The 18,065-nt window shown below is 51.8% G+C and carries 10 protein-coding genes; 6 read left to right on the top strand and 4 right to left on the bottom strand.

Going from position 1 to position 18,065, the window contains the following annotated elements; all coding sequences use genetic code 11:
* Positions 1–61: 61 nt before the first annotated feature.
* The 4 genes from GWC94_RS04595 (at position 62) to GWC94_RS16660 (ending at position 3,318) form a co-directional block, all read left to right on the top strand.
* Positions 62–1,108: an RluA family pseudouridine synthase gene (locus tag GWC94_RS04595; RefSeq protein ID WP_161833849.1), complete on the top strand. Its 1,047-nt coding sequence runs from the start codon at positions 62–64 to the stop codon at positions 1,106–1,108.
* A 105-nt stretch (positions 1,109–1,213) separates the two neighbouring features.
* The gene (gene bioB / locus GWC94_RS04590; protein WP_161833848.1) at positions 1,214–2,209 is read left to right on the top strand and encodes a biotin synthase BioB; all 996 of its coding nucleotides are present in this window, start codon (positions 1,214–1,216) and stop codon (positions 2,207–2,209) included.
* Between the two features lie 157 nt (positions 2,210–2,366).
* On the top strand, positions 2,367–3,149 hold the full coding sequence (gene ku / locus GWC94_RS04585) for a non-homologous end joining protein Ku (protein ID WP_161833847.1): 783 nt from the start codon (positions 2,367–2,369) through the stop codon (positions 3,147–3,149).
* Positions 3,150–3,168: 19 nt separating this feature from the next.
* On the top strand, positions 3,169–3,318 hold the full coding sequence (locus tag GWC94_RS16660; RefSeq protein ID WP_202628640.1) for a hypothetical protein: 150 nt from the start codon (positions 3,169–3,171) through the stop codon (positions 3,316–3,318).
* Positions 3,319–3,320: 2 nt separating this feature from the next.
* On the opposite strand, the gene ligD is transcribed toward GWC94_RS16660, so the two are convergent.
* Both ligD and GWC94_RS04575 read right to left on the bottom strand, forming a co-directional pair.
* On the bottom strand, positions 3,321–5,990 hold the full coding sequence (ligD, locus tag GWC94_RS04580) for a DNA ligase D (protein WP_161833846.1): 2,670 nt from the start codon (positions 5,988–5,990) through the stop codon (positions 3,321–3,323).
* A gap of 10 nt (positions 5,991–6,000) precedes the next feature.
* Entirely contained in the window at positions 6,001–6,603 is a 603-nt protein-coding gene (locus tag GWC94_RS04575) for a type 1 glutamine amidotransferase domain-containing protein (protein ID WP_161833845.1), read from the bottom strand.
* Positions 6,604–6,860: 257 nt separating this feature from the next.
* Here GWC94_RS04575 and GWC94_RS04570 point away from each other — a divergent pair, with 257 nt between their 5' ends.
* Together GWC94_RS04570 and GWC94_RS04565 are read left to right on the top strand one after the other, a co-directional pair.
* The gene (locus GWC94_RS04570) at positions 6,861–7,421 is read left to right on the top strand and encodes a helix-turn-helix domain-containing protein (protein ID WP_161833844.1); all 561 of its coding nucleotides are present in this window, start codon (positions 6,861–6,863) and stop codon (positions 7,419–7,421) included.
* 118 nt (positions 7,422–7,539) lie between these two features.
* On the top strand, positions 7,540–8,700 hold the full coding sequence (locus GWC94_RS04565) for an AI-2E family transporter (protein WP_161833843.1): 1,161 nt from the start codon (positions 7,540–7,542) through the stop codon (positions 8,698–8,700).
* Here GWC94_RS04565 and GWC94_RS04560 read toward each other — a convergent pair.
* Positions 8,694–9,260 carry an NADPH-dependent FMN reductase gene (locus GWC94_RS04560; RefSeq protein WP_161833842.1) on the bottom strand — a complete coding sequence of 189 codons (567 nt, stop codon included), beginning with the start codon at positions 9,258–9,260 and terminating at the stop codon, positions 8,694–8,696. The genes GWC94_RS04565 and GWC94_RS04560 overlap by 7 nt on opposite strands.
* Positions 9,261–9,271: 11 nt before the next feature.
* Positions 9,272–18,058: a glycoside hydrolase family 94 protein gene (locus GWC94_RS04555; RefSeq protein ID WP_235918457.1), complete on the bottom strand. Its 8,787-nt coding sequence runs from the start codon at positions 18,056–18,058 to the stop codon at positions 9,272–9,274.
* Between the last annotated feature and the right edge of the window lie 7 nt (positions 18,059–18,065).

Raw genomic sequence — 18,065 nt, 5'->3', positions numbered from 1 at the left:
TGAAACGGTGCAACCCTTCTGCCTTCCCGTCAATTCAGGATTCCCTCCTTATTTTTGCGCCATGTCTGAAGAACTGGATATACCGGAAGAGGGTACGGAATCGCTGTACGAACGCAGGGCCTTTGTCATAGATAAGGGCCAGGAGCCTTTGCGCATAGACAAATACATACAGATGCACCTGGAGGGTTCTACGCGCAACAAAGTCCAGAACGGCATCGACGCGGGGTTTGTAACGGTGAACGGAAAAACCGTCAAAAGCAACTACAAGGTAAAACCAGGCGACGAAATCATCCTGCTCAGCCTGGTCAATCCCGAACATACCGTTCTCAAGCGGGAAAACATCCCGCTCGACATCGTTTATGAAGACGATACGGTAATGGTGATCAACAAACCCGCCAATATGGTGGTGCACCCGGGCGTGGGCAATTTCAGCGGCACGCTGCTGAATGGCGTGGCCTATTACCTCGAAAAACAGAACCCGGGACTTGACGAGGATTCACTGCCCCGCTTTGGTCTTGTACATCGCATCGACAAGAATACAACCGGTCTGATTGTACTGGCCAAGACCGCGGATGCGGCGGCCCATCTTGCCAAACAGTTCTTTCACCACGATGTAAAGCGCAAATACACAGCGCTGGTATGGGGTGATATGGAGCAGGACGAAGGCACCGTTACGGGTCATATTGCCCGCCACCGGCAGTACCGCAAAATGTTCGATGTATACCCCGATGGCGAAACTGGCAAACACGCTATCACCCACTACAGAACGCTGGAGCGGTTTCATTATGTAAGTCTTGTTGAATGCGTGCTGGAGACCGGCCGTACGCACCAGATCCGTGTGCACATGAAACATATCGGCCATACGCTTTTCAACGACTGGGAATACGGTGGCGACAGGATCTTAAAAGGCACCATCTACACCAAATACAAGCAGTTCGTGGATAATTGCTTCGAACTGTGTCCGCGCTGCGCACTGCATGCACAGACACTCGGTTTTATCCATCCCGTTACCAAAAAAGAAATGCTTTTTGAATCGCCGCTGCCTGCAGATATGGCCATGGTGATAGTCAAATGGCGCAATTATATTGCAAACAGAAAGGAGCTATAGACAGCTGCAGTTACGGCAGACGAAGCAAGAAGAAAAACAATTGAGCTTTTCACTTCGCAAATCCTACCGCCACTCGCTTATATTTGCTTCATCAAATACGCTCTTATGTCAGATATCCGGAATAACTGGTCTCTCGGCGAGATCAGGGAAATATACAACGCACCTTTACTGGAGTTGATTTACAAAGCGGCTTCGCTGCACAGGCAGCACAACGATACCGCCGAAGTGCAGGTATGCACGCTCTTAAGTATCAAAACAGGCGGCTGCAGTGAAGACTGTGCCTACTGTCCGCAGGCGGCACGCTACAATACCGGCGTGGATGTGCAGGCGCTGATGAAAAAAGAAGAAGTGCTTGCCTATGCACAAAAAGCCAAGGATGCGGGCTCCACCCGTTTCTGCATGGGCGCTGCCTGGCGCGAAGTAAGGGATAACCGCGATTTTGACCGCGTATTGGATATGGTAAAAGGCGTGAACGAAATGGGAATGGAAGTCTGCTGCACCCTGGGTATGCTCACAGAAGACCAGGCGCAGAAACTGGCCGATGCCGGCCTATACGCCTACAACCATAACCTGGATACCAGCAAGGAACACTATGGAGAGATCATCACCACCCGTACCTACGATGACCGCCTCAAGACCCTCGACAATGTTCGCAAGGCCGGCGTTACAGTTTGCTGCGGCGGCATTATTGGTCTTGGTGAAACACATGAAGACCGCATGGGTATGCTGCATACGCTGGCAACCCTGCCTGAACACCCCGAAAGCGTACCCATCAATGCCCTGGTGGCCATCAAAGGCACACCGCTTGCCGATAATCCCAAAGTGGATATATGGGATATGGTGCGCATGATTGCCACAGCCCGTATACTGATGCCCAAAACCATGGTACGCCTCAGCGCAGGCCGCACAGATATGAGTGTTTCCGAACAGGCCCTCTGCTTTATGGCAGGCGCCAATTCCATATTTGCCGGCGACAAACTGCTCACCACCCCCAACCCTTCTTTCGAAGAAGACAACCTCATGTTCCAACTGCTGGGCCTCAAACCCAGAATGGCGTTTAAAGAGGAGAAAACGTATTTGAGGGAGATGGTGGGAATTTGAAAATTTGAAAATGTGGTGATTTGAAAATGTGGTTTGAGTATTGGATGAGTTTCCCCTGCATTTCTCATTTTCAAATTTCCGCATTTTCAAATTTTCAAATTCCGTCTTCAAATTCTCTCCTGGCACAATTTTTTCCCTTATTCCCCAAAATCTTGCCATGCGCTCGCTTTGGACAGGGAATATCGGGTTTGGACTGGTAACCATACCGGTGAAGCTGTACAGTGCGGTGGAAGACAGTCGACTGGACCTGGATATGCTGGATAAAAAGGATCATGCCAATATCCGTTTTATGCGGGTGAACGAGCATACGGGTAAGGAAGTGGGCTGGGATAATATTGTAAAAGGGTATGACTACAACGGCAAATACGTGGTCCTTACCGACAAGGATTTTGAGCAGGCCAGTCCCGAAAAAAACAAGACCATCGATATCTTCCAGTTCACTGCCATTGCGGAGATAGACAGCATCTATTTTGAAGCGCCTTATTTTGCGGAACCCGACAAGAACGCCGCCAAACCTTACCGCCTGCTGAGGGATGTACTGGAAAAAACAGGCACATGCGGCATCGGTTCGTTTGTATTGCGAAACAAAGAAACACTGGCGGCGATCAAACCCTACGAAGACCTGCTGCTGGTGAACCGTATCCGTTTTCAACAGGAGATACGCGACCACAAAGCGATAAAAATGCCGGCCAACACCGCACCCAAACCTGCCGAGATCAAAATGGCAACGGAGCTTATCAAAAGCATGACTTCGGCATTCGATATCTCCGCGTATAAAGACACGTACGCCGAAGAACTGATGAAGATCATCAAGGCCAAGGCCAAAGGCGTTAAACCCAAACTGTCGCCGCTTAAAGTGGTACACAAACAGGGCGCCGACCTGATGGAGCAACTGAAAGCAAGCCTTGGAACCGGAACAAAAAAGAAAAAAGCTTCCTGATAACCTAAACGCTGTTGCCATGATCCGGAAACTGAAATCGGGCGGCTACCGGCTCTACTCGCGCAAAAAAGATCCGAAGACCCATAAGCGCAGAAACCTCGGCACATTCGACACACTCGAAGCCGCTAAAAAACACGAACGCGAGGTACAGTATTTTAAACGGCACTGATCCTATTCCAGGCTCTCCAGTTTCTTCAACACTTTTTGTATATCGATAGCCTTGCCCAGTACCGGTTTGAAGATATCACCTGTTTCTTTCAGCCGGTCTTGGATATTGTAGATGGTATGGTCTTTTATTTTCAATCCTTTTTTCACCTCTTCCCAATGTAATGGCGCAGATACGGGAGCGCCGGGTTTGGGCCGCAGGGAATACGGTGCGGCAATGGTTTGCGTGGTCTTGTTCTGCAGGTAATCGAGGTAGATCTTTCCTTTTCGTTTCGCCGGACTTCTTTCGATGCTTGTGAATGTGGGCAACTCCCGGTGCACCAGCTGCACCACCAGCTGTGCCAGCAGACGCGACTGTTCATAGGTATATTTAGCGCCCAGGGGCACATAGATATGCAGCCCGGTAGATCCGGATGTTTTGCAATAGCCCTTCGCTCCTATGCTGTTCAGCACGTCGTTTACCACGTTGGCGGTTTCGATGACTTTGTTGAAAGTATTGGTGTCGGGATCCAGGTCAATCACGCACCAGTCGGGATGGTCTACATCCGGCACCCGGCTGTGCCAGGGATTCATTTCGATACACCCCAGCGATGCCATGTACAACAGATCCGCCTCATCTTTACAAACCAGGTAATTCGTGGTACGCTGATCGCTCTCGCTGCTATAGGGAAAAGTGGTTATCCAGCCCGGAGCGGTATCGGGCATATTCTTGTGAAAAAAGCCCGGTCTGTCAATGCCATCGGGATGCCTGTTGAGCGACTGCGGCCTGTTTTTCATATACGGCAGCAGGTAGGGTGCGATATCCGCATAATAATTCAGCAGGTCGCGTTTGGTGATCTTTTCTTTTGGCCAGTACAGCTTGTTCAGGTTGGTCAGTTTCAGCTCATGGCCTTTTACCTTAACCGTCTGTTCTTTTTCGACGGGATCGATCAGCGGCGAAACGGATTTTGCGCGGGTTGCTTTGGCAACAGCCTTCTTTTTTGTAATGGGTGCTTTGACCACTTTTTCGTTTTTTTCGTTTGCAGCGTTCTTGTCCTCGCGTAACCCCAGAAAGATCGGGTGACGCAGTACCTGGTCGCCGGTCCATTCGGTGAATTTTACCTCGCATACCAGTTCCGGCTTCAGCCAGGTAACGGGCATATTGGTTTTGGGCACTTCCGCAAAGGGACTTGTTTTCCTGATCAACGGTTTAAACCTGGCGGCCATATCCTTCAGTGTCTCCCCGGTAAACCCCGAGCCGCTATGACCGATATACACCAGTTTACTGCCTTGGTACCTGCCGAGTATAACAGCCCCGAAATAACTGCGGCTGTTGCGGGGTCTGGTAAAACCGCAGATGATCGCTTCGAGTCGCTGGTCGTTTTTTATTTTCAGCCAGTCGCCGCTGCGCCGGTTTTTGGTGTAACCGCTGTCTGCTTTTTTGGCCATTACCCCTTCCAAACCATGCTTTACCGCGGCGTCGAAAAACGCTTTCCCTTTTTCCGTCACATGACTGCTGTAACGAATGACCTCATCGCCTGCGGGAAGCAGGGTTTCCAGAATGGATTTACGTTCCAGTAAGCCAAGATCCGTCAGGTCGCGGCCCTGGTACCATACGATGTCGAATACATAATACGCAAACTGCCTGTTTTCGTTCTGGTGGTTCTGCAGCAGCTGAAAACTGGGTTGCCCTTTTGTATCCAGGGCCACGATCTCACCATCCAGTACCGCATCTGTCTTCCATGCTTCCAATGCCTGCACCACCGGCGCAAATTTGCTGTTGAACGAAAGCAGGTTGCGGGAATAGAGCGATACCCTGCCCTTATGCAGGTAAGCCACCGCGCGGTAACCGTCCCATTTGATTTCATACAGCCAGTCTTTTTTATCAAACGCTTCCGACACACGGGTGGCCAGCATCGGTTTGAAAGGCTGGGGAAACGGCGCCGCCGGGCAACGCTTCAGCAAGGCCGACAGGGCTTTGGTATCGGTAGCTTCTTTTCCTGCACGGGATTTTCCGGCACGTGTTTTTGCGGCTTTTGGAGCGGCGGTTTTCTTTGCCCGTTTTTTGGGCGGTGGCTGGGCCGTTTTTACGGCTTTTCCGTTTTTCCACATCTTCGCCGCAGATCGCTGCATCTGTTCTATCGTTTTTTTTGACCGGACAGATGTATCCTTCTGCGTAATGTCTTTGTCGGTTGCATATTTATCCTTCACTTTCATCAGCAGCCAGGCATTTTCGGCACCGGTATGTGTTTTTACCAGTGCAAACTCACCTTTCAGTTTTTTGCCGTGAAGCGTAATTTTCAGCTTCTTCTTTTTGAGTTCCTGCAGCATTTGTTTTTCCTGCGAACGCTTGTCCGTACCCACCGGGTCGGCGGGTTTGTATTCTCCTTCGTCCCATACGATAACGGTTCCCGCACCATAATTTCCTTCGGGAATAATGCCTTCAAAATTGCGGTAGTCGTAGGGATGGTCCTCCACCATCATGGCCAGCCGTTTTGTTTCGGGGTCGAGAGAAGGCCCCTTGGGTACGGCCCAGCTTTTCAGCACACCTTCCATCTCCAGCCTGAAATCGTAATGCAGGTGCGAGGCATCGTGTTTTTGCACCACAAACCGTAGCCCCGCACCATTGGCTTTTCCGCCGGTGGGCTCTGTTGTTTTTGAAAAACTTCTTTTCTTCCGGTAAAGCGATAAACTCATAGGATAGTCGTTACATGGACTGGCTGTATTTGAAAGTAAGACTGTCTTCCGTTGCATCCTTCTCTCCTGCTGTTGCCGGGTCGGCGAGCACTTTGAGCAGCTGGCTGTTGAATGCATCCAGGTCTTTCGGACTGCGGCTGGTGATCAGCCCTTTGTCGCAGATCATTTCCCGGTCTTCCCAATGCGCGCCGGCATTCACCAGATCGGTCTGCAGCGAGGGATAGGATGTCAGGTTAACACCGTTCAGCCTGCCCGTTTCTATCAGCAGCTGCGGGCCATGGCAGATGGCGGCAACCGGTTTACGAAGGTCCAGAAATCCACGGGCAAATGCCACGGCTTTTTTGTTCTGCCGCAGTTTATCGGGGTTCATCACGCCTCCGGGCAGCACCAGTGCATCGTAGTTATTCGGATTGGCCTCGTCCAGTTGTATGTCCACGGGCAGGTCAATGCTCCAGTGGTCGTGTGCCCAGGCTTTTACTTTGTTCTTCTGCGGAGAAACAATGTATACCATGGCACCTGCCTCTTCCAGTGCTTTTTTAGGACTGGTCAGTTCCACTTCTTCAAAGCCATCTTCTGTGAGGATGGCCACTTTTTTACCCGTTATCTTTTTCATGGTGTGTGTATTAGGTAATGGTAACCGGCGAAAAAAATATGCCAGTCATTAACCTGCGGCCGGGGTTGGTTTTTGCAGACATTACGCAGCGAGGGAGCTGCAATGGTATTTATTGAAATACAGATAGTCTTTCCCTGCGCCGGGAAAAAGCGCTGTTTTCCCAACTGCCTTATCGGGGGTAAGCTGATTCAAACAGTTCGGTCAGCTCAAAACAAAAGGGCTGGAATGGTTTTTTTACCTCGGATAAAAACTACTGTATGAAACTTCTTGTCAAGAACATGGTGAGCAAACGCTGCATCATGGCAGTAAAACAGTTACTTTCCGAACTTCATATCCATCCTTCCGATATTACACTGGGCGAGATCGAATTAAGCCACCCGCTTTCGATCGTTAAGCAGGAACAACTTAAGAAGGCGCTGCTGCTTATCGGCCTGGAGCTGGTGACCGATAAGAAAAGCATGCTGATCGAAAAGATCAAGAGTTCCATACTGGAGCTGGTGCACTATTCTGATGAGCCCGTTAATAAAAAATACTCCTGTTTTCTGAGCGAAAAACTGAAGTACGATTACACCTACCTGTCCAATATTTTCAAGAAAACCAAAGGCATTTGCATAGAAGACTACATTATCGCGCACAAGATCGAACGGGTGAAACAACTGCTGGTGTACAGCAATATGAGCCTTACCGAAATCTCCTATCACCTGAATTACAGCAGCGTAGGGCATTTATCGAACCAGTTTAAAAAAGTAACGGGTATTACCACCCGCGATTTCAAACAATCGCCCAACAAACAGTTTATTCCTCTGGAAGTTTTATAAGATAATCAGTATCCCTTGAACAACCGGATAGCCCAGGCTATCCTTTTTTTTGCAGAGATCACCGGGAATGTGGATTTTTTTCCCCAGCTTACGATGAAATTGATCAACACCGATAACCATGTCAGCCACTGATCGTCCGCTACCGTTTTATGCAAAGCTCGCCCTGGTGATGCTCCTGCTTTCGCTGTTATGCGGCATCGTATACTTTCTGCACGGCATCCTGTTCCCCTTATATTTCGGTTTGCTGCTGGCCTTTGTACTGATGCCGATGATATCGCGTCTTAACCGTATCGGCATTCCCAATATCGTATCGATACTTGTCTCGCTGTTTCTTTCGATCGTTATCGTGGTCAGTATCGTATACATCCTGGTTACGCAGATAGCCAGTTTTGCCAAGGACTGGCCGCAGCTGCAGCGGAACTTTGAACTGTATATCGTCAATATCAATCGCTGGCTGGTGGAGCATTTTCATGTAAAGCCCGATTTCCTTAACCAGCAGGTAGCCGGTTTAAGCGGCCAGGCCGGCTCCCTGGTAACCACCACGCTTTTTTCCATCACCGATATACTCAATAACCTGGTACTGATACCCCTCTATACATTCCTGATCCTGTATTACCGGAAACTGCTGATGAAGTTCCTACTGGATCTTTGCGAAGTGGACTACACGCCCAGGATATTCGAAGTGATCGAGGCCTCCAAACAGGTGATCAGCAGTTATATTTTCGGCCTGCTGATAGAGATGATCATTGTAACCTGTCTTAATACGCTCGGGCTCTGGTTCGTAGGCGCCAAATACGTGATGCTGATTGCGGTAATGGCCGCGGTACTGAACCTGATACCTTATATCGGCATGATCATCGCCGGTATACTCGGTGTGTTGATCACCATGAGCTATACACAGGATATCAGCACACCCATCGGTATCATTGCCGTATTGGTGATCGTGCAGATACTGGATAACAATTTTATCTTTCCTGCCATAGTGGGCGGCAAAGTGAAACTGAATTCCCTGTTTTCTGTTGTGGCTGTACTGCTGGGCGGACTGCTGGGCGGCATATCGGGCATGTTCCTGTCCATTCCCACGCTGGCGATTTTAAAAGTGACGTTTGACAAGATCCCGCATTTAAAACCCTGGGGTATGGTATTGGGCGATGATATTCCGGTGAAATACCTGAGCTGGAAACATATGGCCAAACTCTGGAAAAAAGCGCCTGAGAACGTCCACATCGTGATAGAAGCGCAGCAGGATGCCCCCTCGGAAAAACAGTCCGGTCAGTAAGTTCCCGAAACGATCAGCCTGCGCAGGTTCTCCAGTTTCTGCCGGATCAGTTGTTTTGCTTTTTCATCTGTGAGTTTGCCCTCCGCATCAAATTTCTGCGTGGCACCGGCCAGCAGTACCTCGGGCTTGTACACGGGTTTCATGTCCAGGTAAGTAAACAGCGGCTGAAAGGCCTGCTGCATACGCACCGTTCCCCATAAACCCGGTGTTACGCCCATTACCGCGATGGGTTTGCGCAGCAGCGGCGAGTCATCACCTCTCGAAGCCCAGTCGATCGCGTTTTTCAGTCCGCCGGGGATACCGTAATTGTATTCCGGAGATACGATCACCAGTCCATCTGCTTTCGCGATGGCCTCCCTGAAAGCTGTTACCGCCCCGGGTCTGCCGGCAGCCTGCGGCATGTCAAGATCGGCATTGTACAGGGGAATATCGGCGATCGGAAGTATGTCCATCGTTGTATCCGCGGGCAGCAGCTGCATGGTTTCTTTCAGCAGCAGGGTGTTGAAAGATCCTTTTCTGAGACTGCCGGAGATACCGGCCAACCGGATTGTTGTATCCATAACAAGGTTTGTTATTTATTCATTTCGGTAAAGCTGGGCTCTTCCTCGGGCACCTGTTCTTTTTTGGTATGGTACAAAACCTCCACCGAATGTGTTTTGCCATCGTTGGAGAGCGGCAGGCGACCATTTGCCATTTCCTCACCATCCAGTTTCAGACCCGGCTGCTGTATGCCATTCAACGGTATCTTGCGGCAGGTGATCTGGTAAACGGTATCGATAAAACGGTAGGCCACGGTAAATTGCTCCCATTCTTCGGGCACGCTCGGACTGAACAGCAGGGCATCGCCTGTTTTCTGCAACCCGATGAACGACTCAAGTATCAGCTGGTACATCCATCCCGCAGAACCTGTATACCAGGTCCAGCCGCCCCTGCCTTTGTGCAGCGGCACGCCATACACATCGGCCGCCATCACATAAGGTTCCACTTTGTATTCTTTCACCGATTCTTCGTCCAGGCCATGGTTAACAGGATTGATCAGTTGTATCAGTTCCCATGTTTTTCTGGTATTGCCCATAGCGGCAAAAGCCATTACCAGCCAGATGGCCGCATGGGTATACTGCCCGCCGTTCTCGCGCACACCCGGCACATAGCCTTTGATATAACCGGGATTGAGCGCCGATTTATCAAATGGCGGATCGAATAACTGGATGATACCTGCTTCTTTGTTCACCAGGAACCTGTCTGCCGATGACATGGCTAGCTGTGCCTTAGGGGACTCTCCCGCACCGGACAATACCGACCAGCTCTGCGCGATGGAATCGATGCGGCATTCGTCGTTCTGCAAAGAGCCCAGCGGTGTACCGTCGTCAAAATAGGCGCGGCGGTACCATTCACCGTCCCATGCATGCAGGTTGATATTCCCTTTCAGTTCCGGCGCCGCCGAGCGGATCCTCTCCAGCAGCGGCGTATCTTTTTTCCATTCGGCAAGCGGCACAAACTGTTCGAGGATATTGTACAGGAAAAACGCAAGCCATACACTTTCGCCCCTGCCATGCTCACCCACTTTATCCATACCATCGTTCCAGTCGCCCGAACCCATCAACGGCAATCCATGTTCGCCAAAACGCAGTCCGTGTTCTATCGACCGCACACAGTGTTCATACAGCGTAACCGATTCGTCGGAACGGATGGGCAGGTCGTAGTAGGATTCTTCACCCGTGTTCAACGCTCTTCCCTCGAGAAAATGCACTTTGATATCCAGTATGGATGTGTCGCCGGTTACCTGCACATACCTGGCGGTGACAAAAGGCAGCCAGAGAAAATCGTCCGAGCAGGTGGTACGTACGCCACGCCCCACCGGCGGATGCCACCAGTGCTGCACATCGCCTTCGCGGAACTGTCTGGAGGCACAAAGCAATAGCTGCTCCCGCACGATCGAAGGATGGTTGTGCATAAGCGACAAGGTATCCTGCAGCTGGTCCCTGAACCCAAACGCACCGCCCGACTGGTAGAACCCGCTTCTGGCCCATATACGGCAGGCAAGTGCCTGGTAATTGAGCCAGCCGTTAGACAATATGTTCAGCGCCGTATCGGGTGTTTGTATCTGAACGGCCGAGAGGGTTTTGTTCCAGTAGGCTTTCACTTTTTCGAGCGATGCCGCCGCCGAATACGGGTCGCGGTATTTTTTTACCAGTTCTGTTGCATCTACCTGGTCGCGGCCGCAGCCAAGATGAAAAATAATTTCTTTTTCCTCCTCTTCCGTGATATCGAAGGTTACCTGTATGGCGGCACAGGGATCCAGCCCTGCCCCTGTTTTACCCGATAGTTTCGCCCGGTTCATGCCGTTGGGATTCTGCAGGGTGCCGTTTCGCCCGATAAACTCGCCCCTGTCGGTGGTGAACACACGGTTTGCTTCATCCACATCAAAGAAAGCCACCCTGTTCTCGAACTCTTTGTTGTAAGCATTGTGTGCAAACAATGCACCGGTAACCGGATCCGTTTCGGTAACCACATGCATCTGGTTTTTATAGCGCAGGTCGCCAAGCACCCATTCCATATAGCCTGTGGCCGACAAACGCCGCTGTCTGCCGGATGCATTGTGTATCCTGATCACGATGAATTTTACCGCGTCTTCCAGGTCAACAAATACGGTGAGTTCGGAATGGATACCGTCTTCGCTGTAGGCAAAACTGCTGTAGCCGAAGCCATGCCGGGTGATATAGGGCGATTTGCCACGGTTGGGCAATGGCGTGGGCGACCAGAAACGGCCGCTCTCTTCATCGCGCAGGTAGAAGGCTTCGCCTGCGGTATCAGATACCGGATCATTATGCCAGGGAGTTAAACGCAGTTCATGCGCGTTCTCGATCCATGTATAGGACTGTCCGCTCTCGGAAACCACCGCACCGAAATGCGGGTTGGCGATTACATTGATCCAGGGTGCCGGTGTTCGCTTTTTAGGTGTGGTGGCGATCACATACTCTTTACCGTCGGCCGCAAAACCGCCCATTCCGTTAAAGAAGACCAGGTCTTTCGGTGTTTCCACGCTTGTTTCCACCGTGGCGTAAAATTTCGAAGGACTGAAATACGGGATCGTGCCTTTCAGTTTGCTGCGCCGGTTCATCTGTTCTTCGAGTGTGCCCAGCCGGTCTGATATCACCACCCGCGCAACGCTCTGGAAAAGGATCCGGTCTTCACTCGATATCTGGTCTGCCGAGCGAATGAAAATACCGCCGGGCTGATCGGTCAGGTTGCCCGATACACCGGGCGCTACGATGCCCAGCAGTTGGTTCTGCAGTGTTTGCCGGTAACCGCCATGGTCTTCGTTCCATATCACCAGGTCAACCAGCAGTCCTTTCAGCCGCCAGTACGCATGCGCCTGTATCAGCTGTTTGGCGAGTTCTATATTCGCCGGGTCTTCTATCTGCAGCAGCACAATGGGCAGGTCGCCGGAGATGGCATAACCCCAGAGACCGGATTGACCCCGCTGGTTTTTGAGCATAATGGAAGGATCTGTTCTGAGCGAAGGATTTACAAAAATGATGGAGCTGGCCAGCCTGCCATACATCTGCGCATCGGATTCCGAAGCGTCTATCTGGCGAAGGATCACCTGGCTGTGCGTCCACGCCAGTTCCAGTGCCCGGTTGGCCATATGGCGGTCCTGGTATTTTTCAACCAGCCAGTTACAGGCTTCTTTTGTTTCACCGATGCCGTATACCAGGTCGATGGTTGCCGAGGCCTGGGGTTCTATGCTGATGCGGTATTGTATCGCCATTACCGGATCGAGTACAAAACCTTCCGTATTCGACAGCGGGTCGCGCTGTTGCAGTACCTGCGGGTTGTGAATGGTGTTTCCCCTGCCGATAAACCTGCTGCGGTCTGTTTCGTAGGAAATATGGTTCACATCCGCTTCATGCACTTTCATCAGGTGAAACATATACGGCATCTGTGCATCGGCCGAGCGGGGACGGCGGGTGCAGAGGATGGTATTGCGTGAAGGAATGAGCTCGGTCTGCACAAACAGGTTACTGAATGCCGGATGCGCGGAATCTGCAGCGGGTGTGGTAAGCACCACTTCGCCATAGCTGGTGATCTCGATAAATCTTTTCTTGCGCGACCGGTTGGTGATATGGATCCTTCTCAGTTCCACATCGTCTTCGGGGGATACCACGATTTCGGTATGCGTTTCGAGACCGTGATCGCGTCTTCGGAATTCGGCGCGTCCCTGTGAGAAAACAGCTTCGTAGTTCTCGGCGGTCTGTAAGGTAGGCTGGTAAGCGGTAGACCATACGGCATTTGTCTCCAGGTCGCGGATATAACAGAAGCTTCCCCAGTTATCGGCAGTACCGTCTTCGCGCCAGCGGGTTACGGAAATATCCTTCCATCGGCTGTATCCTCCGCCCGAGTTGGTGATCATCAGGTTGTAGCGGCCATTGGACAATAACTGCACCTCGGGCACTTCCGTATTGGGTGTGTTGATCACACGCATCGGCGTTTCGATACCGGGTAAGGCGCTTGTATCGGATACGTGTACCCCAGGTGAGTAGAACGTGGTGATACGCGGCACCCTTTCCTGCAGCAGCAGCAGTGTGGCCTTGAACTGTGTTTCCGCTTCAAATCGTTTCTGCATGGGTTTATCAAGCAGGGCAAATGCGATAGACAGGAAACTCATGCCCTGGTGGTGCGCCATAAACGAGCGTACGATGGCGCTGCTCTGGCGCCGCGGCAGACGGGCGGGTGTATAGTCTATCGCCTCGTAAAAACCGTATTCGCCCATAAAACCCTCTTCCTGCATCACGCGCATATTGCCTGTGGCTTTCTCCGCATCCACCAGCAATCCCATCACACTTGCATAAGGCGCTATCACCAGGTCTTCTCCCAGTCCGCGTTTAAAACCCGTACCCGGAACACCGAATGCGCGGTACTGGTAATTGAGATTGGCATCCACCAGGTTGTACCCCGATTCAGAGATACCCCATGGCACGCCGCGCCTGCGGCCGTACTCGATCTGTTTCTGGATAATGGCTTTGCCGGTTTCATCAAGCAGGGTGTTCTCGTAGGAAGGCATGACAAGAAAAGGCATCAGGTATTCAAACATAGAACCGCTCCATGACAGGAGCAAGGGTGTGGTGCCCGAGCTGGTAAGCTGTCGTCCCAGCGCAAACCAGCTTTCCTGCGGCAGTTTGCCCTGTGCAATAGCCGTGAATGTGGTGAGCCTTGCCTCCGATGCCAGCAGGTCATAAAAACTATGGTCGCGTTTGTGGTCTTCGATATTGTAACCGATGGCGAGCAGATGCTGGGTGCGGTCGTAAAGGAAATCGTAGTCGATATCGCCCAGGTCCAGGCATTCCTGTGCCAGCCGCTCCGTCATCAGCAGAAATTCCTTGGCACGCTGGCTTCCCTGTACGATCAGGATGCGGAACTGGTCGAGCCACTCGTTTTCTTCTTTTGTATTGGTATCCGAATAATAACTGTTGATGTTTGGCAGCAGGTACTGTTCAATTCTTGCCAGTTCCAGGAAACCGGGCATTTCCGCCACCAGCGAAAAAGCATTGGCAAATTTTTCGGGAACAGGAACCAGCAGCCAGGGCAGGTAAGCAACCATTTCCTGTAATACCTGTTTGCACTGCTGCAATAATTTCTTCGACCATTCATCCACGACCGAATCGGGAGGCGGTTGCAACCGCAATACCATGTTCCGTGCATCGGCTTCCACTTTATCCAGCAGAAACTTGAATGCGAACAATCCCCTCGGCGGGGCGGCGCAGATTCGTTGCATCTGGTTGAAGAATACTTTTGTTTCGGCATGATCGTTCGCATGCTCGTTCAATACGGCGGCGGTATCTCGCAAACCCTCCAGCACATGGGTGCTTACGATCTTATCGTGCTGCAGACTGAGCAGCGCCTGTTTCAGGGTAAGCAGGTGCCCCACCAGGTTACCGCTGTCGACTGTTGAAATATACCGTGGGTGCAGCGGTTTCAGCGTTTGCGTATCGTACCAGTTGTATAAATGCCCGCGGTATTTTTCCATACTCTGCATCGTGCCGAGTGTATTGGTGGTACGCTCCAGGAACTGCGTGGCAGTGATGTATTTGAAATCGTAGGCCGTTAGGTTCGACAATAACGATAGCCCGATATTGGTGGGCGAAGTCCTGTGCGCAATACGTTCCGCAGGCTGCTCCTGGTAGTTATCGGGAGGCAGCCAGCTGTCTTCTTCTCCTACAAAGGTTTCAAAGAAATGCCAGATCTTTCTCGACAGCAGGTGAAGGAACATTTTATCCTGTGTACCCAGCACCGCCTTGGGTTTGCTCATGGGCAAACTCACCCACCAGGAGAAGAAAGGCGCCAGAAACCACAGTATCAGCACCGGCATGGCCGAAAACAACCGCATGGGATGGTTGATGGTGACGTAAACAAAAATGGCTGTGGCCAGTGCCGGTACAAACCACATGGACAGGTAGGCCCTGCCCACGGTCTCATCGTCTCGCTGGTTGCTGAAGGGGTTCCATTCCAGCAGTTTTCTTTTGGAGACGAATATCCGCCAGCCGGTGCGTATAACGGCGTCGGTATTCATCACGGTTTCGTATGCAAGAAAGATCAGCTCGAGGAGATACTGGGCAAAATTGCTGATGGCCGCCCGCCAGGCATACATGGCATGCGGTACAAACAATACATCCTTGGGTTTTCTTACCAGGTCCCAGCAGAATACCACCACGGCCGGAAGTATCTTGATGAGCACCACCGCTGTCGTCCAGAACCAGGGTTCCGCAGACAGCAGCCAGCCATACATCAGCAGTACGAACAATGCCATCGGCACAAAGGTTCTGCGCAGGTTGTCGAATATTTTCCAAACCGACAACGCAGATACCGGGTTACGGTGCAACCTGCGGTCGTAGCCCCTTACCCAGGGCATGATCCACTGCGCTATCTGCCAGTCGCCACGTATCCAGCGGTGCCGGCGCCTGGCTTCTGCCTGGTACGACGAGGGATATTCTTCGTACAGCTGAATATCGCTTACCAGTCCGGAACGCGCATAACAACCTTCGAGCAGGTCATGACTCAGTATCCTGTTATCCGGAAACCGGTTCGCCAGTGCAAGCTCGAATGCGTCTACATCATAAATGCCTTTCCCGATAAATGATCCTTCCCTGAACAGATCCTGGTATACATCGGAGATGGCACGGGTATAGGGATCGGTGCCCGGTTCATTGCCATGTATCCGCGCATACAGCGAGCTTCCGTCCACCGGCAGGCTGTTCGAAACGCGGGGCTGCAGGATCGTATAGCCCTGCACCACACGCTGTTTTTTTTCCGCGTATACCGCGTGGTTCAGCGGGTGTGCCAGCGTGCCCACCATTTTCCAGGCTGCATCGCGCGGCAGCTGGGTATCGGTGTCGAGGGTGATCACATACCGCGTTCTGCGGAATACCGATTCCTCGCCAACGACCAGTGAAAAATACTGGCTGCCGCGCCCGCGCAGCAAGGCATTCAATTCACCGAGCTTGCCTCTTTTCCGTTCAAACCCCATCCAGGTGTTTTCCTGCGGGTTCCATTTACGGGGGCGGTGGAACAGGAAAAAAGTGTCGTTGGTCTTCCTCCCGTATTTACGGTTAAGTTCAACCATACGGTCTCTTGCCGCAAGCAGCAGCGCATCATCACCCGGCATGGATTCCTGCGCCGCGTCTTTGAAATCTGTCAGCAGGGCGAATAAAAGATTGGCATCCCGGTTAGCGAGAAAACGAACTTCAAGACCTTCCGCAAGTTTGTCAACATCCTGCATCGAATTGAGCATGGTCGGTATCACCACCATCGAAGCGTATTCGCCGGGAATTCCTTTGGAATAATCCATCCGCTGCAGCAGGAAAGGCTTTACCAGCAGTGTGCTCAGCCAGTTGGTGATGGTCAGCGCCAGCTGGCTGGTACCCAGCAGGATCACCAGCAGCAGCCCTGCCTGCGTCCACGCAAGCGTGCCGCCATCATAGACCCTGTTCCAGAGCGGCCAGCCGAACAGCAGGGTGAACAGCAGAACGGCTCCTGTATATCCCAGCAAAGGCGTTCTGTTGAACTGCCGTCTTACATGCTCCCGAAAACCCAGCTTCATCGAGGCAAACCGCTCCACTTCGCGAACACCTTTGTCTACCAGGTAATACCCCACATGCCATTTCAGTGCATCGTCCTTATCTGTTGCATGGCTGTGTTTGGAAATGGCGATGGCATAGGCGGCGATATCCTTCTCGGATTTTTCGCTGCTGCATTTGGCGATCTTTTCAACGGCATGCCGGTACTGGTCCCTGGTATGAAAATCCATTTCGCGGTAAATACCGCCAACGTCTTCGGACAATATCTTCTCCACCACGCTGGTCGACTCCACAAACTCCCGCCAGTCGGTGCTGCTGAGAAAGCGGAGACTGCTGATGCTGTTGCTGATCGATATCTGGTCGGCCGCCTGTTTCTGGTTCTCTATATTCACCAGTTCGCTGCTGGTACTGCCGCTCTCGGCAAGGGTCTGTTCTATCCAGTTCAGCGGCAGCGATAATGCAGAGCCTTTACCATTCAGTTTGCGTGTGAGCTCCGCCACAAAAGCGCTTACCATCGGCGGTTTTGACCTGGCCATATCGGCGATCACCAGTATAAGGCTCTTGGGGTCTTCCTCGGCCGTGCGTATCATTTCATCTCCCCAGTAACTCGCTAAATTCTTATACGTAATATCGATGGCCACCTGTACGGCCAGCCTGCGCAGGTTCTCTATCAGTGCCAGCCGCAGCATAATGGGTATGGCCCATAGCTCACCCAGTTTAAGATAGGTTACCGACTGGTACGCGTTGACAAACCCGGTGAGACTGCTGAGATCAACCCTTCCATCGCTGTGCGAGATGATTTCCACCGCGATATCGTATACACGGGGTAAGCCGGCCGATGCACCTTTCAGCAATTGCGGAAGTCCTTTGCTGTATCCTTTTGGCAGGTGTTTCTTGCCGGTATAAATCTGTTCCTCGATTAAATAGAAATTATCCAGCAACCACTCGCCTGCCGGTACGATGCGGTGATTGGTTTTAACGGATTCTGTGAGCAGCGCGTGCACTTCAAGCAGGGCATCTTCGTTCTCGGCCAGGCGCTTGAGCAACTGCTCCGATGGCTGCTCGGAGATCAGTACATGGCTGCGTGCGAGTTTTTTGGCGTAACTCTCTATCTGCGCTTCGCTGAACAGATCGGCACGCAGGGGTGGGCGTTCGTCCCTGTATTTCTCGGCAAGGCTGCTGCTGATAAAAGGACGGATGATATTTTTTTTCAAAACCGAAATTGCCTTGGGAAGCATATCCAACAGATCATTCGGCTCGGCTTTTCCCGGATAACCCTTCATAACTTTC

It is taken from the genome of Sediminibacterium soli (assembly GCF_009939225.1).
In the GTDB taxonomy this organism is placed as follows: Bacteria; Bacteroidota; Bacteroidia; order Chitinophagales; family Chitinophagaceae; genus Sediminibacterium; species Sediminibacterium soli.
This window is presented reverse-complemented; position numbering and strand designations above follow the sequence as displayed.